General features: G+C 69.4%; 17 protein-coding genes. 8 read left to right on the forward strand and 9 right to left on the reverse strand.

The features are described 5' to 3' along the window. Nucleotides 1–9: 9 nt before the first annotated feature. The gene (purB, locus tag HF323_RS12155; RefSeq protein WP_169582878.1) at nt 10–1,407 is read left to right on the forward strand and encodes an adenylosuccinate lyase; all 1,398 of its coding nucleotides are present in this window, start codon (nt 10–12) and stop codon (nt 1,405–1,407) included. Between the two features lie 17 nt (nt 1,408–1,424). Here purB and HF323_RS12160 read toward each other — a convergent pair whose 3' ends face one another. Together HF323_RS12160 and HF323_RS12165 are read right to left on the reverse strand one after the other, a co-directional pair. Beyond that, nucleotides 1,425–1,748, reverse strand: a complete 324-nt coding sequence (locus tag HF323_RS12160; RefSeq protein WP_169582879.1) for an amino acid transporter — start codon at nt 1,746–1,748, stop codon at nt 1,425–1,427. After that, nucleotides 1,745–2,455: an acyl-CoA synthetase gene (locus HF323_RS12165; protein WP_169582880.1), complete on the reverse strand. Its 711-nt coding sequence runs from the start codon at nt 2,453–2,455 to the stop codon at nt 1,745–1,747. The genes HF323_RS12160 and HF323_RS12165 overlap by 4 nt, the downstream gene beginning before the upstream one ends. Before the next feature lie 393 nt (nt 2,456–2,848). Here HF323_RS12165 and HF323_RS12170 point away from each other — a divergent pair, with 393 nt between their 5' ends. Beyond that, nucleotides 2,849–3,076, forward strand: a complete 228-nt coding sequence (locus HF323_RS12170) for a hypothetical protein (protein WP_169582881.1) — start codon at nt 2,849–2,851, stop codon at nt 3,074–3,076. Nucleotides 3,077–3,742: 666 nt separating this feature from the next. On the opposite strand, the gene HF323_RS12175 is transcribed toward HF323_RS12170, so the two are convergent. From HF323_RS12175 to HF323_RS12185, 3 genes are all read right to left on the reverse strand, one after another. Next, a complete protein-coding gene (locus tag HF323_RS12175) occupies nt 3,743–8,134 on the reverse strand; it encodes a DUF6531 domain-containing protein (protein ID WP_169582882.1) in 4,392 nt (1,463 codons plus the stop codon). Continuing rightward, nucleotides 8,131–8,454, reverse strand: coding sequence for a hypothetical protein (locus HF323_RS12180; RefSeq protein ID WP_169582883.1), 324 nt, complete (start codon nt 8,452–8,454; stop codon nt 8,131–8,133). Before HF323_RS12180 ends, HF323_RS12175 begins: the two co-directional genes overlap by 4 nt. Before the next feature lie 407 nt (nt 8,455–8,861). Next, entirely contained in the window at nt 8,862–10,247 is a 1,386-nt protein-coding gene (locus tag HF323_RS12185; protein WP_169582884.1) for an aminotransferase class V-fold PLP-dependent enzyme, read from the reverse strand. A gap of 141 nt (nt 10,248–10,388) precedes the next feature. Between HF323_RS12185 and HF323_RS12190 the strand changes: the two genes are divergently transcribed. Together HF323_RS12190 and HF323_RS12195 are read left to right on the forward strand one after the other, a co-directional pair. Further along, on the forward strand, nt 10,389–11,414 hold the full coding sequence (locus HF323_RS12190; RefSeq protein ID WP_169582885.1) for a sugar-transfer associated ATP-grasp domain-containing protein: 1,026 nt from the start codon (nt 10,389–10,391) through the stop codon (nt 11,412–11,414). Nucleotides 11,415–11,439: 25 nt separating this feature from the next. Continuing rightward, entirely contained in the window at nt 11,440–12,456 is a 1,017-nt protein-coding gene (locus tag HF323_RS12195) for a sugar-transfer associated ATP-grasp domain-containing protein (RefSeq protein ID WP_169582886.1), read from the forward strand. 4 nt (nt 12,457–12,460) lie between these two features. On the opposite strand, the gene HF323_RS12200 is transcribed toward HF323_RS12195, so the two are convergent. From HF323_RS12200 to HF323_RS12210, 3 genes are read right to left on the reverse strand one after another with little or no spacing between them, the layout of a single operon-like run. Continuing rightward, complete coding sequence (locus HF323_RS12200) at nt 12,461–12,838, reverse strand: PPOX class F420-dependent oxidoreductase (protein ID WP_169582887.1); 378 nt, start codon at nt 12,836–12,838, stop codon at nt 12,461–12,463. Nucleotides 12,839–12,850: 12 nt separating this feature from the next. Further along, nucleotides 12,851–13,240, reverse strand: a complete 390-nt coding sequence (locus tag HF323_RS12205) for a hypothetical protein (RefSeq protein ID WP_169582888.1) — start codon at nt 13,238–13,240, stop codon at nt 12,851–12,853. Nucleotides 13,241–13,248: 8 nt separating this feature from the next. Further along, nucleotides 13,249–16,506 carry a M36 family metallopeptidase gene (locus tag HF323_RS12210; protein WP_169582889.1) on the reverse strand — a complete coding sequence of 1,086 codons (3,258 nt, stop codon included), beginning with the start codon at nt 16,504–16,506 and terminating at the stop codon, nt 13,249–13,251. Nucleotides 16,507–16,743: 237 nt separating this feature from the next. Between HF323_RS12210 and HF323_RS12215 the strand changes: the two genes are divergently transcribed. The 4 genes from HF323_RS12215 (at nt 16,744) to HF323_RS12230 (ending at nt 22,878) form a co-directional block, all read left to right on the forward strand. Further along, nucleotides 16,744–17,181 (forward strand): hypothetical protein, encoded by a 438-nt coding sequence (locus HF323_RS12215; RefSeq protein ID WP_169582890.1) that lies wholly within the window; start codon nt 16,744–16,746, stop codon nt 17,179–17,181. 91 nt (nt 17,182–17,272) lie between these two features. Continuing rightward, on the forward strand, nt 17,273–18,073 hold the full coding sequence (locus HF323_RS12220; protein WP_223169404.1) for a hypothetical protein: 801 nt from the start codon (nt 17,273–17,275) through the stop codon (nt 18,071–18,073). 38 nt (nt 18,074–18,111) lie between these two features. Then, nucleotides 18,112–18,291 carry a CsbD family protein gene (locus tag HF323_RS12225; RefSeq protein ID WP_169582891.1) on the forward strand — a complete coding sequence of 60 codons (180 nt, stop codon included), beginning with the start codon at nt 18,112–18,114 and terminating at the stop codon, nt 18,289–18,291. A 195-nt stretch (nt 18,292–18,486) separates the two neighbouring features. Then, entirely contained in the window at nt 18,487–22,878 is a 4,392-nt protein-coding gene (locus HF323_RS12230; protein ID WP_169582892.1) for a S8 family serine peptidase, read from the forward strand. Nucleotides 22,879–22,955: 77 nt separating this feature from the next. On the opposite strand, the gene HF323_RS12235 is transcribed toward HF323_RS12230, so the two are convergent. After that, on the reverse strand, nt 22,956–23,153 hold the full coding sequence (locus HF323_RS12235) for a hypothetical protein (RefSeq protein ID WP_169582893.1): 198 nt from the start codon (nt 23,151–23,153) through the stop codon (nt 22,956–22,958).

Raw genomic sequence — 23,153 nt, forward strand, 5'->3', positions numbered from 1 at the left:
GGGAGCACCGTGACCTCTCTCCACTCTGCTGGTCTTCCCTGGCAGCCTCTGAGTCCCCTCGACGGGCGCTACCGTGCGGCCGTGGCGGGCCTCGGCGACTACCTCTCCGAATCCGGCCTCAATCGCGCACGGGTCGAGGTCGAGGTCGAGTGGCTCATCACCCTCACCGATCGCTCGCTGTTCGGCACGTCGCCGCTGTCGGATGACGACAAGGCGCGCCTGCGCACGCTCTACCTCGAGTTCGGGCAGGAGGAGATCGACTGGCTCGCCGAGAAGGAGGCGGTCACCCGCCACGACGTGAAGGCCGTCGAGTACCTCGTTCGCGACCGCCTCTCGACGCTCGGCCTCGATGCGATCGCCGAACTCACCCACTTCGCGTGCACGAGCGAAGACATCAACTCCACGTCGTACGCGCTCACGGTGCAGCGCGCGGTGCGGAACGTGTGGCTGCCGAAGCTGCGTGCCGTGATCGCGACGCTGACCGATCTCGCGGTCAAGCACCGTGACGCCGCGATGCTGTCGCGCACCCACGGCCAGCCGGCGACGCCGTCGACGATGGGCAAGGAACTCGGCGTGTTCGCGTGGCGCCTCGCGCGCGTCGCCGACCAGATCGAGGGGGGCGACTTCCTCGCCAAGTTCTCGGGAGCGACCGGCACCTGGTCGGCGCACCTCGCCGCCGAGCCCGACGTCGACTGGCCGGGACTGTCGCGCGACTTCGTCGAGGGCCTCGGCCTGGACTTCAACGTGCTGACGACGCAGATCGAGTCGCACGACTGGCAGGTCGAGCTCTACGACCGCGTGCGGCATGCCGGAGGCATCCTGCACAATCTCGCCACCGACGTGTGGACCTACATCTCCATCGGCTACTTCACGCAGATCCCGGTCGCGGGCGCGACGGGCTCGTCGACGATGCCCCACAAGATCAACCCGATCCGGTTCGAGAACGCCGAGGCGAACCTCGAGATCTCGGGCGGATTGCTGGCGACGCTGTCGCAGACGCTCGTGACCAGCCGCCTGCAGCGCGACCTCACCGACTCGACCACGCAGCGCAACATCGGCGTCGCGTTCGGGCACTCGCTGCTCGCGCTCGACAACCTGCAGCGCGGGCTCGGTGAGATCTCGCTCGCCGAAGGCGTGCTCCTGGCCGATCTCGACGCGAACTGGGAGGTGCTTGCCGAGGCCATCCAGACGGTTGTGCGGGCCGAGATCGCCGCGGGGCGCTCGCAGATCAGCGACCCGTACGCGCTCCTCAAGGACCTCACGCGCGGTCGCCGCGTCGGCGCGGCTGAGCTCGCGGACTTCGTGCGCGGCCTCGATATCGGCGACGCCGCGAAGGAGCGCCTGCTCGCGCTCACGCCGGCGACCTACGACGGGCTCGCGTCGAAGCTCGTCGACGAGCTCGGCTGAGGCGTTTCGAAACGGCGTCAGTCCGTCGAGTCACCGGATGCCGGGGCATCCGGTTCGCCCTCTTCCGGCAGCAGCACCGGCTTGTCGACCGGCTTCGCCACCTGCGCGGGGTCGATCGCCAGCAGCAGCAGCGACACGATGAGCAGCACGGCGATGAACGAGACACCGGCGACGATCAGCGCCATCACGAGTGCGGACTGGGTCTTCTCGGGTCCGCCGGCCTGGAAGAAGCCCATCGACACGAGGGTGACGATGCCGGCGAAGATCGCGGCGCCGAACGCGAGTCCGAGCAGCTGCACGGGCTTCATGAGATCGCGGCGGGTGGGACGATCGTCGCTCACGCGGAATCCTTCCGATCGGCGGGAACGGATGCCTCCGCCGTCGTGACGGCGGGGGCGTTGCGCGGCGAGAAGCCGGCGATCCCGAGGTAGACGGCGACGATCGCCGCGTAGGCACCGAAGAGGCCCACGCCGATCGTGATGCCCGTGAGGGTGAGAGGCTGGTGCAGCTCTTCGATCGAGTACTGCAGGGAGTAGCCCGAGGGTACGAGGGCGAGCGCCACGCCGACCAGCAGGCCGAGGGCGCCGACGACGACCCCGTCGCGGGCCTCGGATCGAGGACCGGTCTCGGCTACGGGACGGATGTCGGCGACGCCGGGTGCCAACTCGCGGCGCGCACGGGGGCCGCGCAGGCCGCGCAGGCCGGCGATCAGCTCGACCGCACCGCTGACGAGCGCCCACGCGATCACGATCGAGAAGAACCCTGTGATCGTGCGCAGCGGCGTGAGGCCGCCGATCATGCCGGCGAGGATCGTGACGCCCCCGAGCGCCGCCGAGGGCCAGCGTCGACCGGCGGGATAGACGAGCCAGACCGCGAGCAGTTCGACGAGGCCGGTGGCGATCGCGAACCCGCTGAAGACCGCCATGCCGACGAGGGCGGAGTGGTCGGGGGAGAACGTGATCATCACCGCGGCCAGCGCGGCGAAGGCGGCACGCGCGAGCTGCACGTGACGCACGTCGAACGTGCGGGCGGAAGAAGGTGAGGTCACGACGGGTTCCTGGCGGAGCGGGAGGGACGGTTCCAGTCTAGTTCGGCCCGCCAGAGCCGTCCGCCGAGTCGTCAGGGGACGCGGACTGCGCGGCTCGGTTCACGGCTCCGCCGAGCCAGGGACACGAGGGGCGCTCCGCGAGAATCCGCTTTCCGAATACATCTCCAGACGGATGCGCCCGACGAGTGACGCCTACAGGCTGGAGGTATGAACCTCGCTCAACTCCGTGTTCTCGCTGTCGCCGGAGCAGCTGCCGCCCTCCTCACGCTCGCGGGTTGCTCCATGCTGCCGACGGGGGGCGGTGAGCGGCCGGTCTTCGTGTACGAGGTCTCATCGTCGGAAGCATCCGGCTCTGTCACGTATCGAGAGTCCTCTTCCGGAGAGCCGATCGGCGTGACCGCCGAGATGACCGAACAGTATTGGGCCGTGGCCCCCGAGCTGGATCCGGCCACCACCACCCCGGTCGTGTCGTTCTCGCCGTCGGCGGGCGCCTCCGCGTCCTGCCGAATCCTGCGGATCGACGGCAGCGCCGTCACGGTCCTCGACGAGCAGACCTCGGAAGATGGCGCCACCGTCGAGTGCGCGTCACGTCAGCCCGAGCACAACGAATCCGACGAATAGGGACGGGGCGGCTGGTTCGCTTATCCCAGCCATCTCAGACTTCGGCGACCCGATCGTCTCGTCAAGGCGTTTCTCGCCGCCACGCCCCGCCTTTCTCATAGGGCACGCTGCGCCAGTGAAACTTCCATGATCCCTGTTGTCGTACGCCGACATCCGGATTTTGCCGGATCGCAGATCGGGCTATCCAAGTCCGAATTCGCATCGAACCGGTCGAGAAAGCCGGCTGGCACCGGCGAACAACTCTCCTGACATGCCGAGGCGAGTCAGAGTTCAGCGCGGTGGCTTGCCAGCCTTAATCTTTGCCACTGAATCGAGCCAGTCATCCCAAGCCGCCGGGTCGGTTGGGCCGCCATCCGATTCGATTCCAGTGTCGCCGATGAGGGTCAGTAGGTCATCTCCTGCCCGCTGAGCAAACTGCCATACGAAGTCTGTCATCGCGAGAAAAGCCTGGCGCGTACTAATGAGGTCGTTGCCGGGCTCATCTTGGATTGTCACTTGACGCCTCCATTGGTGATCTCTCCATTTCGAACCTCGGCCCACACTTGCTTCCCGTCTGGCCGTGTCCAGAAGTATCGCTCGAGCCTGGAGCCATTCTGCAACGTCTCGATGCTTCGCAGGTTTGCGGGTCGAACGGCACTTTGAATCGTCGCGCGGTTGCCGATCGTGTCACGCGCCAGATGACCCGTTGCCTTCCGGAATATGTGAGTCGTGTCGCTCCGAAATGGTGTGCACCAGCTTCGTGAGCCGGTCGGCGGCGTCATAGCTGTACTGGCTGGTGACACCGTTGGAGCGGGTGATGCTCGTGGGATTGCCGGCCGGGTCGTACTCCGTCGACACCGTCCCGCCCCCGGCGACCACCGCGGTGCGCTGCCCCTCGGCGTCGTACGTGTACCGGACGGTCTGGCCGGCGGCATCCGTCGTCGACGTCACCTGCCCGGCGTCGTCATAGATCCACCCGGTGGTGCCCAGCGCGTCGGTCATCACGATCGGGTTCTGAGCGGCGTCGTACTCGAACCCCACCCGGGTGCCGTCGTGGTACGCCGTCTCGGCCACATCACCCCGCGGCGTATACGCGTGACGGGTCGTGTGACCCAGCGGGTTCGTCTCGGCCGTGAGATACCCGGCGAGGTCGTATTCGTAGGTGGTGACCTTGCCCAGCGGGTTGGTCTCCTTGATCACCCGACCCGCCGCGTCGTGCGCATACGAGGTCACGGCGCCGTTGGCGTTGGTGATCTTCGCCAGCAACCCGGTCGCGGTGTGCTGGTACCGGGTCGTGACGTTCACATCCGTGCCCGCCGGTGCCGGTGCCGCCACGAACCCCTCGATCACCGCGGCCAGCTGCCCGGTCGGTGAGTACTCGTAACGTGTCACATTCCCGCGCGGATCGGTCACCGACACCGGCTGACCCGCGGCGTCATAGCCCGTCCGGCTCACCGCCCCCATCGGGTCGGTCACCGACACCGGCCGGCCGGCCAGGTCGTAGGCCGTGGCGGTGACGTGCCCCTTCGCGTCGGTCACCGAAATCGGACGCCCGACGGCGTCGAAGGCCGTGGTGGCGGTGTGCCCGTTCGGGTCGGTCTGGGTGAGCGTGCGTCCGACCTTGTCGTACGTGAACGTCGTCGTGTGCCCGAGCGCGTCGACCTGGGTCAGCGGGTTGCCGTTCGGATCATAGGTGACCGAACCGGCCGCACCCGCGGGGCCCTCCCACCCGGTGAGCTGCCCGGCGTCATCGTAGGCGTACGTGGTCGCCTTGCCGCGCCGGTCGGTCTCCTTCGTCACCCGGCCGACCGCATCGTACTCGGTGGTCGCCGTGAAACCCGCGGCGTCGGTGACGGCGACGACCTGGTCGAGGAGGTCGTACCGGTAGGAGATAGGATGACCGTTCGCGTCGGTCTCCTTCGTCACCCGGCCGACCGCGTCGTAGTGCGTGGTCGTCGTCGCGCCGAGCGGGTCGGTGACCGTGGTCTGGCGGCCCAGCGCGTCGTACGCGTAGGTGGTGGTCTTGCCGTTCGGGTCGGTCACCTCGGTGAGGTTGCCGGCCGGGTCGTACACCCCGTTCCACTTGTTGCCGGCGGCATCGGTCACCCTCACCGGCCGGTAGAGGTCGTCGAGGGTCATCGAAATGACCCGGCCCAGCGGGTCGGTGGTGCGTACGAGTTCGTCCTCGCGGTTGTACTCGTACTTGGTGACCGCGCCGGTGGGGTCGGTCGTGGTGACCATGCGTGACAGGTCGTCCCACGCGTAACGGGTGACTGCGCCGTCGGCGGTGGTGCGGGAGGTGAGGTGATCCAGCGCGTCGTAGGCGAACCGGGTCACCGCGCCTTCCGCGTCGGTCTGCGACACGACGCGGTCCGCGTCATCCCACTGCACCGTCGTCACCCCACCGGCCGGATCGGTCACCGTCACCACCCGGTTTCCGGCGTCGTAGGCGTACCGGGTGACCCGGCCCAGCGGGTCGGTCTGCGCCGTGAGGTTGCCGCGCGCGTCGTAGGTGTGGGTCGTGGTCTCACCGGCCGCGTCGACCGAAGTGGCGACGTCACCGGCGGGCGTGTAGGTCCATGACAGTCCGGTGCCGTCGGCGCGCGTGATCTTCACCGGCAGGTCATTCGTCCCGTACTCGATGACGGTGGTGCGCAGGGCGCCATCCTCGCCGCCTTCGTCGGTGACCGACGCGACCTGACCGGTCGGGGTGTACGTGTAGGTGACGACCGCCCCTTCGGGGTCGGTTTCGCGCACCAGGTTGCCGGCGCTGTCGTACTCGTACGCCCACGCGTGCCCGTTCTCGTCGGTGTGCTCGGTGACACGGTTGCCGTCGTCGTAGGAGTACTCGGCGGTGTTGCCGGCGGCGTCGGTGATCGAGGTGATCCGGGCGCGCTCGTCGAACGCGAACACCGTCTGGTTGCCCTCGTTGTCGGTGTAGGTCGTCGCCCCGCTGCCGTCGGCCGCCAGGTCGTAAGAGAACGTGCGGACGTTCTCGTCGGCATCCAGCTGCCGCACCACGCGGCCGGCCTCGTCGTACTCGTTCACCAGGTAGGTGACTCCGGCGGCATTCACCGCCGTGAGCAGCCGGTGCTCGTCGTCATACGTGAAGGTGCGCTCACGCCCGCCGGGCAGACCGATGCGCACCAGGTGTCCGGCGTCGTCATACCCCAGCTGCCAGACCCGTCCGTCGGGGTGGGTGAAGCTTGAGATGCGCCCGGTGTCGTCGTGGCCGACCGCGATGGTCTGGCCCGCCTCGTCGGTGATCGATGCCAACGGCACGAAGCCGTCGTTCTCGTCGGGGGTCGCGTACCCGTACACGGTGGTGTTGCCCGCGGCATCCGTGTGCGACACCTGCTCGCCGATGCCGTCCACATCGGCCGCGTCGAACACCCGCTCCTCACCGGAGCGGTCGGTCAGCGTGAGCTTCCCCCCGCCGCTCTCGGTCAGCGTGAGCGTGAGCCCCTCCTCGGCGACGTAACCCCCGGTGCCGTCCGGCTCGAAGACGAACGACGCACCGTCGCCACGCACCACCAGGACCGAACCGTCATCGAACCGCTGGGCGTGCCACAGCGACGCGAAGTTCCAGCCTGCGCCGACGCGACCGGCGCGGCCGTCCTGGGCGTTGTAGACCAGCTTCACGTCGGTGACCTGGCTGCCCGGGCCGGTCAGCGTGAACAGGGGCTCGTCCTCGACGAGGTTGCCGGTGGAGAACGACACCGGGTCGGCGCCGTAGGTCTGGAAGTTCTGGTAGCCGAGGTTGCGCCACATCTTCAGCTGCGCCGCCGACGGGCGCTTCGGCCACCCTCCCGTCTCCGGATCGGTGCAGTCGAACCCCTTCGTCTCGAGGAACTTGCCCATGCCGGTGAACACACCCGACGTGATGTGCTCGAACGCCGTCTCGATGACCGGACGGTCGTAGTTGTGGTCGATGAACAGCGTCTCGATCTGCGCCAGCGCGTCAGCGATCCCGTCGAACTCCGCGTACGGGTAGAACTCGCTGCCTGCCGCCTCCGCCGGCCGGCCCGTGTACCCGGGAAGCTCGGCGACCAGCGACCCCTGCAACGCGTTGTCAGCGGCGCCGCCGCGACTGAACACGAGGCTGCCGCCCTCAGACTCGGTGCCCCACGCGTGCCCCACGAACGCGTTGAACGCGACCGTGAGCATGAGGTCCGGGTCGTGGGCCGCAGCCATGCCCGCCCGCACATCGCGCGAGACGAAGTCGGGCGTCGCGACCGTCCGCGTCACCAGCACGTCGGCGCGGCACCCTGCAGCGAGCCGCACGGCCAGCTCGTTCGCCAGACGCACATTCACGGGCAGCTCGGTCAGAGGTCCGCCCGGACCGCTTGTGTGCCCGACGTTGTCATCGGGGTCGAGCACGATCCGCGGCCCCGGAGGCGGAGTGAACGGCTCACCGATCACCACGAACTGCGACAGGTGATCGATCTCACCCTTCACGACCCCCGCGTCCGCGTCATAGTACGACGGGATCTCCGCCCACGGCTCACCCGGATTCTCGCGAGTGAGGATCCGCAGCGACGACGGATCCAGACCCTCCACCGCCTTCTCGTCGACCGCGAACTCGAGTTCGACGCCGGGCGTGACCTCGGTCACGACCTCGACGCCGTCGATCTTCTCGATCTCGGCATCGGCGGGGAAGTCCGTCACCGCGTCGCCGTCGGCCGTCTCGGCATCCACATCGATAACCTCCGAGACCGCGATACCGCCGGTCTCGGACTCGGCCGAGCCGATCACCTCATCGGACAGCTCCGTGACAGTGATGTCCAAAGACTCGTCGACCTCGAACCCGGAGAACCCGACGGACGCTTCGGCGCCCTCGACGGCGATCTCGACCGGTTTCCCCGGAAGCAGCTCATCGGTCGCGAGCACCACCGGGTCGGCGGGCGTCTCGCCCCCATCGGGGCCGACCTGCGTCGTGTCCGCCGCGGCGAGCGCTGCCGCCCGCGTCGACTGCGCGAGCGCCTGCGCCGCGTGCTCCCTCTGCGACACCGGATCCGCGGGCGCCCCCACGGCCAGCACCACCGCCATCATCGCGGCGATTGCCGACTGACCGATCATGCGTCCACTCCCGTCTTCACCGCGCGCGCCCGTACGACGCGCACTCCACACACACCCGCCACCACGGCGCATCCCGCAGCGGCCACCGCCAGGGCGCCCGCCCAGATCGGCACCACCACCGCCTGCCGGTCGGAGACCAGCAGCCTCAGATCGCCGTCACGAATCACGAGCAGGTCGCCGGATGCCGCGGCATCCAGTTCCCCGCTCAACTCAGCCGCGTCGGACAGCCCGTCGCCGTCGTGATCCTCGACACCCGTCGCGCACGTCGCCGACCCGCAGATCGCCTCTTCGACCAGGTCGGCGATCTCGTCGGCGTCCACGTCGCACTGTCGCGCATCTGTGGCGCACGACACGGCCCGCGTCACATCCGAACCCGACGGCTCGGCCGCGCGCGCCACCGCTGGCGCGGTGAACAGCACCGCACCCAACAGCACGGACGACAACCCGTAACGACACGCTGAACGCACGCGAAGCCCCTCTCCGGCCGGAACCCGACCACTTCGTGGAGACGGATCACGGCGATCGCTTACGCGATATCGCAAAGAATCTCTGTAACGAAGAGGTCACGGCGGAGTGACGCGAGCGTCGATCCGCGGATGCGCGGACGACGAAACGCTCGACGAACGGCGCCGCCGCATCGCTAGCGCGAGCGCTCGGACCGACAGGGGAACGGTCAAGCCGACAGGGAACGCCGGGCCGACTGCGTCACGGCCCGTGCCGCGCTATCTCACCCGAGCGAGTCGAGAATCTCCACGAGCAGCTCGTACGTCGTCAGCGGGCTGATGATCGCGAAGCGCAGCACGGGCTCGCCCGCATGCGAGCTCGGCACGACGAACGCCTTCTGCTCCTCGAGCAGCTGATCCGACCAGGCCTGATAGTCGGCGGCCGACCAGCCCTCGCGACGGAACACGACGACCGACAGCTGCGGGTCGCGCACGAGCGAGACGCTGTCGCGGCGCTCGATCTCGTCGGCGATCCGCCGGGCGAGGTCGATGGCGTACTTCACCGTCGCGCGGTACTGCTCGGTGCCGTGCGTCGCGAGCGAGAACCACAGCGGCAGTCCGCGCGAGCGCCGCGTGAGCTGAATGGCGAGGTCGGACGGATTCCAGTCCGGGGAGTCGGTGAGGGTGTCGAGATACTCGGCCTTCTGGGTGTGCGCCTTGAGGGCGAGCGAAGGGTCGCGGTAGATCAGCGCGCAGGCGTCGAACGGCGCGAACAGCCACTTGTGCGGGTCGACGATCACCGAGTCGGCGAGCTCGACGCCCGCGAACGCCGGCCGCATCTCGGGAACGAGCATCGCGGCGAGCCCGTAGGCCCCGTCCACGTGAAGCCAGACACCGCGTTCCTCGGCCGCCGCGGCGACGCCGGCGATGTCGTCGACGATGCCGAAGTTCGTGGTTCCTCCGGTCGCGACCACGGCGAACACCGCGTCACCGTGCTCGTCGAGCACCCGTGCGACGGACTCGCCGTGCAGCCGCCCGTCGGCGTCGGGTGCGGCCGTCACGACATCGACGTCCATGACGTCGGCGGCCGATGCAATAGAGGAGTGCGCTTCGCCGCTGCACACCACGACCCAGCGCGCGGGATTGGCGCGCCCTTCCTCTTTGTTGCGTCGGCGCGCGGCATCCCGAGCCGTCACGAGAGCCGAGAGGTTGCCGATCGTGCCGCCCTGCACGAACACGCCGCCCGCGGCCGCGGGCAGGCCGAACTCCTTGGCGAGCCAGTGCAGCACCTCGTTCTCGGCGAACACGGCACCGGCGCCCTCCATCCACGAGCCGCCGTAGATCGCGGATGCCGAGACCACGACGTCGAACGCCAGCGATGCCTTGCTCGGAGCCGACGGGATGAAGGAGAGGTAGCCGGGGTGGTCGGTCGAGATGCAGGCCGGCGCCAGCACGTTCTCGAAGAGTGCGATCGCCCGGCGCGCGCCGATCCCGTCGTCGGTGATCGAGCCCGACGCGAGGCGCGCGAGATCGTTGGGCCGCATCGGCTTGTCGAGCGGGATGTCCTCGTACAGCGCGCGACGCCGTGCGTACTCGAGCACGTCGTCCACGGTGTGGCGGGTCTCTTCCGAGATCGCGTGCATCTTCTCGGGCTGCGAGGGGGCGGTCATGTGTGCTCCACGGTTCGGGTCGACACCTCACGCTAGGTCGTGCGGACGACGACGACAAGCCGGGACGGATGCCTCGGCATCCGTCCCTGTCACCCGACGCGCGCCCGAGGACCGTCGAGGGCCACCGCTTAGGATGGGTGAATGTCCTCCCCCGTGAACAGGCTCTTCCGTCGTGCGCGGTTCTTCGTGCGCCGCGTGGTCTCGTTCGACTTCCAGCGGGTGAGCCAGTTCGCCGCCCAGTCGGCCAAGCTCACGCGTGCGCCGCGCTGGTGGGTCATGCTCGACATGGCGTGGTGCGCGGTGCGGTACGAGACCACGTTCGAGAACTACTCCGAGTGGGACTTCCGCATCCTCAAGGCGCGTGAGCGCAAGACCTACATGACCGACCCCCGGTCGTTCCACCTCAGCCGCCGCCTCAACGACGACACGCAGCGCGGCATCTTCGACGACAAGCTGCAGTTCGCCCGCCGCTTCGGCGACGAGCTCGGCCGCGACTGGCTCGACGTCGCCGAGGTCGACGCGGCGGCCGTCGGCGAGTTCCTGCGTCGCCACGACCGCGTCATCACCAAGAACCCTCGCGGCGTCGGCGGCAACGGCATCACGGTGCGCGACACGGCAGGCATCGCCGACCCCGCCGCCTTCCGCGCGGGACTGATCGCCTCGGGTGAGACGCTCATCGAGGAGCTGCTCGTGCAGCACCCCGAGATGGCCCGCCTGTACCCGGGCAGCGTCAACTCGCTGCGCGTGGTCACCTACCTCGACCCCGACGGCGAGGTGCACGTGCTCGCCGCGGTGCTGAAGATCGGCAACGGCGGCGTCATCGACAACTTCTCGAGCGGCGGCATGTACACGATGCTCGACGAGCACGGCCGCGCGCTCCACCCCGCCGCCGACGAGGAGGCGCACGCCTATGCGACGCATCCGATCACGGGCGTCGAGATCACCGGGTTCCAGGTGCCGCTGTACGACGAGGTGCTCGCGCTCGTGGACCGTCTCGCCCGCCGGGTCCCCGCGCTCCCGTACATCGGGTGGGACATCGCCATCACGCCCGAGCGCCCGGTCGTGATCGAGGGCAACCACAACACCGGCGTGTTCCAGTCCAAGCCCACGGTGTCGGGCATCCGCCAGGGACTGCTCCCGCGCTATCGCGCCGCGATGCGGTTCTGAACGCCGCTCCAGGAAGGTTCGCGACATGGGTCAACGCAGCGCCAAGCTGGGATACCTCCTCAACCGCGCCCGCCGGCTGCGTCCGGGCAATCTGCTCGAGTTCGCCTCGCAGGTGCAGCGGGTGTCGAAGGCGCCGAAGTTCGTCATCATCGCCGACATGCTGTGGTGCTCGGTGCGCTACGACATGGGCTTCCGCGACTACGCCGTGTGGGACATCCGCCTTCTCAACGCGCGCGAGCGCAAGACGTGGATGACCCACCCGAAGTCCAACAGCATCACCAAGCTCTACAACGACCCGGCCGCGTACCGCCGGTTCGAAGACAAGATCAGCTTCTACGGCGAGTTCGCCGACGTCATCCACCGCGAGTGGATCGACGCGCGCACCGCGACCGACGAAGAGGTCGGCGCGTTCGTCGCGAAGCACGGGCGGGTGATCGCGAAGCCGGCGGCGTCCGAGGGCGGCGCGGGCATCTCGGTCTACGACGCGAGCGAGGCGACGGATGCCGCGGCCTTCCGCGCCCGGCTGATCGCTGCCGACCAGACGCTCCTCGAGCAGCTTCTCGTGCAGCACGAGGCGATGTCGTCGCTCTACCCCGACAGCGTCAACACGCTGCGGATGATCACGTACCTCGACACCGACGCCGACAAGATGCACCTCCTCGCGGCGGTGCTGCGCATCGGCAACGGCGCGAGCATCGACAACTTCGCGTCGGGAGGCATGTACACGCTCCTCGACGAGCGCGGCGTCGCGCTCTACCCGGGCGTCGACAAGAACAGCAACGTCTACGTGAACCACCCGAAGACGGGGACGGCGATCCAGGGCTTCCAGGTGCCGATGTACGACGAGGTGTTCGCTCTGCTGGAAGACGTGGTTCGGCGCATCCCGCAGATCCGCTACGTCGGCTGGGACATCGCGATCACCCCCGAAGGCCCGGCGGTCATCGAGGGCAACCACAACTCGAGCGTCTTCCAGCCCAAGCCGTCGGCGTCGGGCGTCCGCACCGGGCTGCTCCCCGTGTACAAGGCCGCCATCGGCTTCTGACCCGTCAGGCGCGGAACGGCGCCGAGCCGAGCACCTTCTCCACCGTGAGCTCGAGCACGACACGCTTCGGGTTCACGCGCGGCTGCCGGTAGCGGGCGGCGTAGAGCGCAACGGCGTGGGCGACGGCATCCGGATCGTCCTTCACCACCACCGGACCCTCGAAGCTGATCCACCGGCCGCGATCCACCGAGCACACCGTCGCGCGCCCGTGGCGCTGCGCGTTGACGAACTTCTGCGATCCGCCCGAGCCGATGACCCGCACGATGCCGTCCTCGAACGTGAAGCCCACCGGCACCGCATGGATGCGGCCGCCCCGGCCGAGCGTGGACAGGGTCGCGAGGTGGTATTCGGACAGGAACTCGCGCGCGGCGTCGGTCAGCACCGCTCCAGCCTCTCACTCCGAGACGTCGAAGGTGATCTCCCAGTCCTCGCCCGAGACCGTCGCGGTGCCGGGCGCGACGGCGCGCACCTCCCACTCCCTGCCGTCGCTCGCGGCCACGTTCACCGACTCGATGAGCAGGACGGCGTCGCCTTCGAGCAGCGGGTCGGGGGCGGATGCCTCGGCACGCAGCGTCGTCGTCTGATCGACCGTCATCGAGAAGACCGCGCCGTCGTCGGCGGCGCTGACGAAGCGCGGCACCGGCACCGGGGTCGCCCGGGGGCCGGCCGACTCGGTCGGATCGGCGGACGGGCCCGGGTCGGGCGTGCCGGCCGGCGGCGCTCCCGCGCTCGCGCATCCCCCCAAGAGAAAGATGAGCGCGAGCGCGGGAAGCCACCGTCGCATGCGGACCCCTACGGCCCGCTCTGCGTGGCGATCGTCTCGACGATGTCCTTCTGCGCCTTGATCTGCGCCGACGTCGAGGCCGGGTTGATCCGCACCGTCTCAGCGGCGAGCATCACCGCGCCGAACGTGCTGTCGAGCGAACCGTTCCCGTCGCTGTCGACGGGGGTGCCGAGGCTCACCGAGCCGTTCGCGAAGTTCAGCCAGGCGCCCACGGCGTGCTGGTCGAAGATCACGTCGGCCGGCGACTTCGCCGGGTTCTGCAGCACGAGCGTCGCCGCGGCGCGGGTCGAGGCATCCTTGTCCTCACTGAACACCAGGCTGAAGTACCCCACGATATCGAGGTAGCACTGCAGCTCGGCCGCCGTGAAGTCGTTCGACTTCTTCACGCGGTACTGGTTCAGCCACCAGCCGTGACCCTTCGACACCGTCGCGTTCCCGGTGACGACGACCGCAGCCGTATCGGTGGGCGAGACGCCCCCGTCGTCATCCGTGGCGGTGACGCCCAGCTCGTACAGGCACGCGTCGCCGTAGACGTGACTCTCCTCGAGCGTCACGTCGCGCGGCTGCACGCTCGGCGACTTCAGCGGGTCGGCGAACGGCGGGTTCACCAGCGACGTCTGCGCGTCCACGGCCCCGTCGCCCCAGTCCCACTGCAGGGTGAGGTCGTCGCTGCCCGGATCGGTCGACGTCGCCGGTACCGTGAGCTCTTCACCCGCCTCGAGGACGAACGCGCTGTGGCCGTCGTAGACCTCCTCGCCCGACGTGTCGATCGTGGCCGTCGGGTCGACGTTGGCGACCGCCGCGACCTCGGAGTCGCAGTTTCCGGTCGTGTCATCGTCGGCCGCGCAGACCTCGACCGTGAAGTCGCCGTCGTCGCCGTACTGGTGCTGCACCGAGAAGGTCAGCGTGGCGTTCGGACGCACGTTCTCCTCGACGCCCGGCAGTCCGACCGGCGGCATCCCGTCATCCCACGAGATCGTCGCCGACAGGTCGTCGAGCCAGCCGGGATCGGTGACTGTTCCCGACACCGTCACCGTGCCGAACTCGTCGATCGGCGTGATCGCATCGATCGACACCGTCGGTGCCACGTTGGCCACCGTCACCGTCGTCGAGTCGGTCGCGGTGTTGCCGAACTCGTCGGTCACCTGCAGCCCGATCGTGTACACGCCGTCCTGTCCGACGGTCGTGAACGTCGGTGTCGGCCCGGTCGCGTCGTCGTACTGGCCATCGTTGTCGAGGTCCCAGGCGTACGAGGTGATCGCACCGGCGCTCGGGTCGGTGCCCGTCGCCGATCCGGTGCCGTCGAGCGAGGCATCCGTCCCCTCCACCGTGTTGTACGGGCCGCCCGCATCGGCGGTGGGCTCGCACTCGGCGGGGATGTCGGCGCTGGCGGTCGGCACGGTGTCGAGACCTGTGGTCGATCCGGTGCCGAGCCCCCGGCCGGCGAAGGCCGTCCAGATGAGGCACCGGTTCGCGCCGGCGTCCGCAGCGAGCAGACCGTTGCGCGCGTCGATGTAGGTCGGGTTCGCGGGCGTCGCCTTCATGCCGTCGAGCACGAGGGTGGCGAGTGGCTCCACGCCGCCCGGGAACATCGTGCGGATGTCGTAGACGGCCGCCGCCCAGATCTCGCCGTTGCCGTGGCCCGACCCCGACGAGGTGTTGTACGACTGGAAGGTGCGGGTCGAGATGTCGTACCCGACGGAGCGGATGCCGTTGACCTGGTCACCGGTGACGTACTCGCCGACGACCGCGTCATCCCACTTCAGGAACGAGATGATGTCGCTCCAGCCCTCGCCGAGCGCACCGCGCTGATCCCCGCCGTTGTACCCGAGGGATCCGCCGCCGACGAGACGGCTCGAGACGCCGTGGCCGTACTCGTGAGCGATGACATCGCCGTCCATGTCTCCGTCGCGGAAGGGCCGGCCAGGCGCCCACATGTACATCTGCATGCGCGGGCTCGCACCGTCGGCAGGGGTGCCGAAGTTGGCGTTGTTGAGGCAGCGGATGTCTTCGTCGTCACCCGGGTCGGCGGTGCCCTTGTCGTCGACGCAGCCGAAGTCCCAGCCGTCCTGCGCCTCGGCCAGCACCGGGTCGCCCCCGCTGCCGCCGTTGCCGAAGTTGTCGACCTGGAAGTTGCCGCTCGCCTCGTCGAACCCGTGACCGTACAGCCAGTCGTGCATCACGTTCGTGTAGTAGAAGAGCTGCGTGATGATCGCGTCGCGATCGGCGTCGAGCGCCGCCACCGAGTTCACGTCGGCGGTCGTGCGCCAGGCGTCGGTCCACGAGTACAGGAACTGCTGGTACCCAGGGTCGCCGCTTGCGGGCGTCTGGGGCTGGTACTCGTTGTTGGAGTCGTCGTCGTTGCGGTCGAGATAGGCGTTGACGTTGTTGCCGTCGGTCGTGCGGTCGTCGACCCACGTGCCGTTGATGCCCGAGAACGACGTCGTCTGATGCGTCGCACCGGCAGCCTCGGGGTGCTCCTCGCGGAAGACGTTCCCCTCGGGCGCCGCGTGGGCGTACCGGCTGCGCTGGTCGAGGATCTCGCCCGTCGTCGCGTCGACGACCGTCTCGAACCAGGCATGGTCGCTCGACTCGATGTCGGTCAGCCAGGCCAGGCGCAGAGCGGTGCCGTTCTCGTCGGGATACCACACCAGCTCCGCCGTGACCGGCGCAGGCTCGGTCACGCCTTCGGCGTACACATTGGGGTACTCCCTGGGAGCTGCGGATCGCGTGTCGGCTTCGCGCAGGGGACGGGATGCGTCGGCATCCTGCGCCTCGGCCGCGGTGTCGAGCGCGGCGTGCGCCGTGAGACGAGCGGCGGTGCCCGATCCGTCCCCCGGCGCCAGGAACCCGGCCATCGAGGTCAGCGACCCGTCCGCGGCGACGACGGCGGTCATGACCGCGTCGCGCACCCGCAGGCCATCGACCCGCTGGCCGAGATGCACCGCCGTGGCGCCGGTCGACAGGCGCAGCTCCTTGTGGACGTAGGCTCCCGCGGCAGCCTCGGCCGACAGGCCGAAGTCCGGCGCGTGGGCACGCAGGTACCCGAGCGCGATGTCGGCGGACGATCCGCCGGCAGGGCCCTGCAGGGCCCCCGCCACGGGATCGGCGACGACGCGCCCCGTCGCCGGATCGAGCTGGACGCCCGGAGGACTGGGGTCCTCGACGGGAGCGGCGGTCGCCGGAGCGAACCCTCCCGACACGAGCAGCGCCCCGGCGAGAAGCGTTGCGATGGCAGGCTTGTAGACGTGCTTTGGCGCGGACATACCGGCCCCTCTCGCGGCCCCGCGGCGCCCCCGGTTCGGCGCGGAAGACGGGCCGTAGCGGCCGTCACTGTACTCCCGGGTCACGCGGCTCACAAGGCACTCATTCAACGGCATGGAAAACGGATGCCCGGCCGTGGGTGATCGGTCAGGATCGGAGAAGCGCCCCGCGCCCACGCCCGCGTAACGTGACGATCACGGGTCGCGAGAGCGGCCGGAGAAGATGTGAGGAGAACAACCATGGCCGAGAAGACGTCGCAGGGACTGACCGCAGACGAGCGTGCCGCCGTCAAGGAGCGCGCGAAGGAGCTGCGCGCCCAGGAGAAGGCGGGGAAGAACCGTGAGGCGGGCCTGAAGTCGGTGCTGGACGCGATCGCGAAGCTGTCGGGCACCGACAAGGTGCTCGCCGAGGGACTCCACGCCGTCGTCACCGAGGTCGCTCCCGACCTCGTGCCCAAGACGTACTACGGCATGCCGGGGTACGCCAACGCCGAGGGCAAGATCGTCGTCTTCCTTCAGCCGGCCGACAAGTTCAAGGCGCGTTACGCGACGATCGGGTTCGAAGACCGCGCCCGCCTCGACGACGGCGACCTGTGGCCGATCGCGTTCGCGGTCAAGGCCTGGACTCCCGCCGTGGAGAAGAAGGTGTCCGACCTCGTGCGGACCGCCGTCTCCTGACGAAGAGCGGCGCGGCGGAGCAGATTACGCCTGCGACCGGACGTTTGCAAGCGTCTGCAGCGTCTCGACCCCTCCCGCCTAACGTCGGGGCATGAGCTATGAACAGCCCCGAGGCGAGGCCTACCCCGATCGGCGCGACCCGCGCCCCGCGACGGTCGGCCCCGACGACGACACGCGGGTGTTCGACGGCCGCGCCGCGCGAGCGACCGCGACCGATCGCGACGGCGACGGCGTCCGCGACTCTCGCGAAGACCGCGACGGCGACGGTGTCGCCGACTCGCGCGAAGTGCAGGAGACGCGCGAGGTGCGCGACGGCGGCGACACCACGCTGCGCCAAGAAGTCCTCCGGCGCGAAGAGGAGCGCTTCGGCGGCTTCAAGTTCGGCGCCGCATTCTTCGGCTGGCTCACCGCCATGGGCGCCGCTCTGCTGCTGACGGCACTCGTCGCGGCCATCGGAGCGGCCATCGGGCTGACCTCTCCCGGCGCCGTGCAAGATGCCGCGGAGGCAGCCGAGGAGAACCTCGGCGGAGCGACGATCATCAGCGCGGTCGCCATCGGCCTCGTGCTCTTCCTCGCCTACTTCGCCGGCGGCTACGTCGCCGGGCGCATGGCGCGCTTCAGCGGCGTCAAGCAGGGCATCGCGGTATGGCTGTGGGCGATCGTCATCGCCATCATCGTCGCGATCATCAGCGCCCTGGCCGGCGCCGAGTGGGACATCCTGGCGGCACTCGACGGCTTCCCGCGCATCCCCATCACGCCCGAGACGGCCACGCTCACCGGCATCCTCACCGCCGTCGGCGCCGCGATCGTCACCCTGGTCGGAGCGATCCTGGGTGGCATGGCCGGAATGCGCTACCACCGCCGCGTCGACCGCGTGGGTCTCGGCGCCTGAGCTTCACGAACCCTGTTCACCGATGAAAGGAGATGCCGATGGGCATGGACGATGACATCAAGCACAACATGGAAGACATGAAAGGCAAGGCCAAGGAGGCCGTCGGAGACGTCACGGACAATGACCGTCTCAAGGCCGAAGGCCATGCCGATCAGGCCAGCGCCAACCTCAAGAAGGCTGGTCAGGACGTGAAGGACGCCTTCACGGACGATCGCTGACCTGTGACGAGCCGTGCCCCTGGTCCCTCGCGGACCGGGGGCACCGTCGTGTCCGGGGGCGGGTGTGCGCCATGTCGCTCATCCGCCGCGGGGATCGATTGACCCTCGCGCGAGCCCGCTGGGAGATTCGGACCGAGTGCGCCCCCCGCGCGCTCGGCCGGCGATGCGCCGGTTCCTGATCCCCCCAGGAGCACGATGAGAAAACGCAGGAGACTGACCGGCGCGGCATCCGCAGCGCTGATCTCGGCGGCGATGATGATCGCCCCCGTCGGGACCGCCGTCGCGGCGCCCACGCCACCCCCGGATCGCGAGTCCGCGACGTCCCCCGACCCGGCGGGGCCCTTCGCGCCCGACCGGGAGGGCGGCGCCGACCTGCGGTCCCCGTCCGCCGACCCCCGGCAGGAGGGCGACGAGCTCTATGCGCCCGAGGTCGAGCCGGGGTTCCACCCGGTCGACTCGACCGGGTCGACCGATGAGGCGGCCGACAAGCTCGGTGACGCCGATGTGCGACTCCTCCAGCAGGCGGAGGTCGACGAGACCGAGACCGTCACGGTGATGATGCTCGCGAGCAAGGGCTCGACCGACGACCTCGTCAAGGCCGTGCGCAAGGCCGGCGGCTCCGTCGGATCCGTGACCGAGAAGCTCGGCTACGTCCGGGCGACCGTTCCCACCGGCAAGGTGGAAGCCCTCGCCGGCCTTTCCGCGGTCAAGGCGATCGACCTCGACCGCACGTACCGCGTGCCGGCGCCCGAGGTCGGGACATCCGGCACCGTGACGCTCGGGGCGCGGGGCGCGGGGCCGAGCGCGCCCGACGCCGGCACGCCCGTGCGCAATCCCTACATGCCGATCGAGGAGACCGGCGCGGCATCCTTCATCGAGTCCCACCCGACGTGGGACGGGCGAGGCGTCGTCGTCGGCGTGCTCGACACCGGCGTCGACATCGAGCACCCGGCCCTGCAGACCACGAGCGACGGCAAGCCGAAGATCGTCGACTGGGTGACGGCGACCGACCCCATCCAAGACAACGACGGCAGCTGGGTGCACATGCGCGACACCCGCAGCGGGCCGTCGTTCCGTTACCTCGGCAACACGTGGACCGCTCCCGAGGGAGACTTCCTGATCGGGTACTTCTACGACCTGGCGACCCTCGGCAGCGACTTCGAGGGCGACCTCAACGGCAACGGCGACGTCTACGACGCGTACGGCGTGCTGTACGAACCGTCGACCCACCGCATCTGGGTCGACGCCGACCTCGACCACGACTTCACCGACGACCCGGCGATGTCGCCCTACCGGGTCGACCAGCAGGTCGGCCACTTCGGGGTGGACGACCCGGCCACGGGACCGAACGAGCGCGTCCCGTTCGTCGTGGACTACCGCGACGACGTCGATCTGACCCCCCTCGGCACGCCCGGCGAGGTCGGCTCGTTCGTCAGCATCGGCCTCCCGTCCGCGTCGCACGGCACCCACGTGGCCGGCATCGTCGCCGCGACCTCGATGTTCGGCGGCGAGATGCACGGCGCCGCACCCGGTGCGCAGATCGTGTCGTCGCGCGCATGCACGTTCGACGGCGGATGCACGCAGGCCGCCCTCACCGAGGGGATGATCGACCTCGTCCTCCACCGGGGCGTCGATGTCGTGAACCTCTCGGTCGGCGGGCTTCCCGCGCTCAACGACGGCTCGGACGTGGTCGCCGACCTGTACGACCAGCTCATCGACGCGTACGACGTGCAGATCGTGATCTCGGCCGGAAACGACGGGCTCGGCAGCAACACCGTCAGCTCGCCGAGCGTCGCCGGCCAGGCGATCTCGGTCGCGGCATCCGTCAGTTCGAAGACCTGGTGGAGCAACTACGGGTCGAAGGTGTCCGCCGCGCAGGGGATCTTCGGCTTCTCCTCGCGCGGTCCGGCAGAGGACGGGGCGCTCGCCCCGCAGATCGCAGCACCCGGCGCGGCGATCTCCCCGATCCCGATGTGGCTCGCGGGGCAGGCCGTGCCCGAGACCGGCTTCGCGCTGCCTGCCGGCTACGGCATGTTCAACGGCACGTCGATGGCGGCGCCGCAGGTCGCCGGCTCCGCCGCGCTGCTGCTGTCGGCCGCGAAGGCTTCGTCGCTGCCGGTCACGGCGGACGGACTCAAGACGGCGCTGATGGGCACCGCCCGCCCGATCGCGGGTGTGCCCACGACGGCACAGGGTGCCGGCCTCATCGACACCGTCGCCGCGTGGAAGCAGCTGTCGAAGGAGGTGTCGGTGAACACGCTCGAGGTCGACGCCCCCGTCTGCACGTCTCTCTCGGAGATGCTCGAGACACCGCACACCGGCACGGGCGTGTACAACCGCTGCATGCCCGACGCGGGCGGTCAGGTGACGGGCAAGGAGAAGACCTACAAGGTCGCCGTCACGCGCACGAGCGGCGCCGGCGGAAACGTCGTGCACCGCATCGGGTGGATCGGAAACGACGGCACCTTCAGCGCGCGCGCGAGCGTGCCGCTGAAGAAGGACAAGCCCGCCGACGTGACGGTCACCGCCACCGCCAAGACGTCGGGCGTCCACAGCGCGATCATGACGCTCGACGACCCGGCCACGGTCGGCATCGACCAGTTCGTCGCCGTCACCGTGCTGGCCACCGAGACGCTGACAGCGCCCTCGTTCGCGGTCGAGGCATCCGGGACTCTGCCACGTGGCGCGAGCACCTCGATCCTCGTGCCGGTGCCCGAGGGCGTTGAAGCACTGCAGATGACTCTCGAGGGCATCGCCGACGGCAGCCAGGTGCGCATCCTCCCGATCGATCCCGACGGTGTGCCCGCCGACGCGAACGCGAGCAACCACTGCTACACCGACTACGCCGATCCGGCGGAGTGCGACGCGACGGCGCGGCCGGTCTACCGGCCCAAGCCGGGCGTGTGGGAGTTCGTCATCGAAGCACGGCGCACCTCTGCCACCGACGCCAACGCCTACACGGCCGCCGTCGCGTTGCAGGGCATGACGGTCGAGCCCGGGTCGACGACGCTCGACTCCGTCACGATGAACCGGCCGACCGACGTCGGCATGGCGGGAACGAACACGTTCGGGGCCGTCAACGCACACGTGACGACGGGCGAGGTCGGCACCGTCACGAACCTCTTCTCGACGGTGGCGCAGGGCGAGATGACCGGGAACCAGCTGTACGTTCCGCGAGGGACGACACGGCTCGACATGACGCTGACCGCGAGGGAGGCGGCCGACCTCGACTTCTACCTGCTCTTCCGCGGCGCTGCCGTCGGCCAGGGCACGCTGATCGGGGGCTCGCCGGAGCGCATCATCGTCGACAACCCCCAGCCGGGCACGTACGTGATCCTGGTCGCGGGAGTGAGAGTCCCCGAGGCGGGCGTCACCTTCGACTACCACGAGGAGATGTACTCGAAGGGCCAGGGCACGGTCTCACCGAAGACCGATGAGACCTTCGCGCTCGCGCCTGGTGAGACCATGCCGGTCGACGGTGCGCTCACCGTGACGGCCCGTCAGCTCACCACTGAGCCGATGGTCGGGCGGGTGCGCGTCGCCAACGAGTACGGCACCGTGATCGGCGCGGCGAGCGTCAGGATCGAGACCGTCGAAGTGCCGCAGCTCGAGGTCGTCACGTGGGCCGATCCGTTCGTGGGCGCCGCGCTCACCGACGACGGCGTAGTGGCGGGCGACCGTCAGTACGAGGCGAGGATGACGCCGACCACCTGGACGCCCGACGGCGGCTTCGTCGACCTCCCGTTCGAGGGGCACGAATACGGTGCCGCGCTCGGCATGAACGAGGATCACGAGGCGGTCGGCGTCGTGACGGACGAGACGTGGAACTTCGTGCCGGCGCTGTGGGCGGCCGATGGCTCGCTCACGAAGTTCGGCGTTCCCGACTGGCGCGGCTACCCGGGCGGCTATGCCACCGACATCAACGAGGACGATGTCGTGGTGGGCTTCGCCGAGCTGACCGAGCGCGACCCGGAGGGCGTCTGGCACAACTACAGCGACGCCTTCGCGCGCACCTCGGACGGCTCGTTCATCGAGCTGAAGCACCTGTCGGGCTACCCCGAGGCCACGCAGCCGCGGGCGATCAACGGCGCGGGGGTGGTGGTCGGAACATCGCTGACGGCCGATCGGGCGCCGAGTGCCGTGATGTGGGATGCCTCGACCGGCGCGGTCCGGGACCTCGGCGCTCTCGCAGGTCAGTCGTGGGCGAGCGCGATGGACGTGAACGCGAGCGGAACGGTGGTCGGCATCAGCGGTGACGACGCCTTCGTCTGGACCGAGGCGGCCGGCATGAAGCGCCTGGCGGACTACGGCTACGACGCCGCGGCCGAGAAGGTCAGCGACGACGGCTGGGTGCTCGGCACGGTCGAGCTTGCGCCGTACTTCGCGGTGTCGGCGCTGTGGGATCCGCAGGGCCGCCTGTGGGACCTGTCCGGCATGATCCCGGTCGAGGAGAACAGCTGGTTCATGCCGTCGTACAGCTTCGACATCAACAACCGGCACGAGCTCATGCTCTACGGGGAAGGAGGGCCGGCCGGTGCGTGGTCGAGCTCGGTGATGCTGCGCATCCCCGAGTCGCTGCGCGACTGATCAGACGGATGCCGCGTCCCGTCGAGCCGGTCTCACCGCCGGCTCGGCGGGACGCGGTGCGTTCCTGCCGAGCCGGGTCAGAGGCGGCGGACGTAAACGCTCGGCTCAGAGCCGCCGTCCGATTCGAGCCGGTACTCCTCACCGCGGAACCAGGCCTCGGTGGGCACCGACCCGTCCGTCTCGCGGTCGCGGATCTCGACGCCGACCGTCGCCCGGATGCGTCCACCGGAGCGGACCTCGTCGAATTGAGCCGTGTACGGCTCGGCGTGCCTCAT

The sequence above is a fragment of the Microbacterium sp. MF43 genome, assembly GCF_012847295.1.
Lineage (GTDB): Bacteria > Actinomycetota > Actinomycetes > Actinomycetales > Microbacteriaceae > Microbacterium.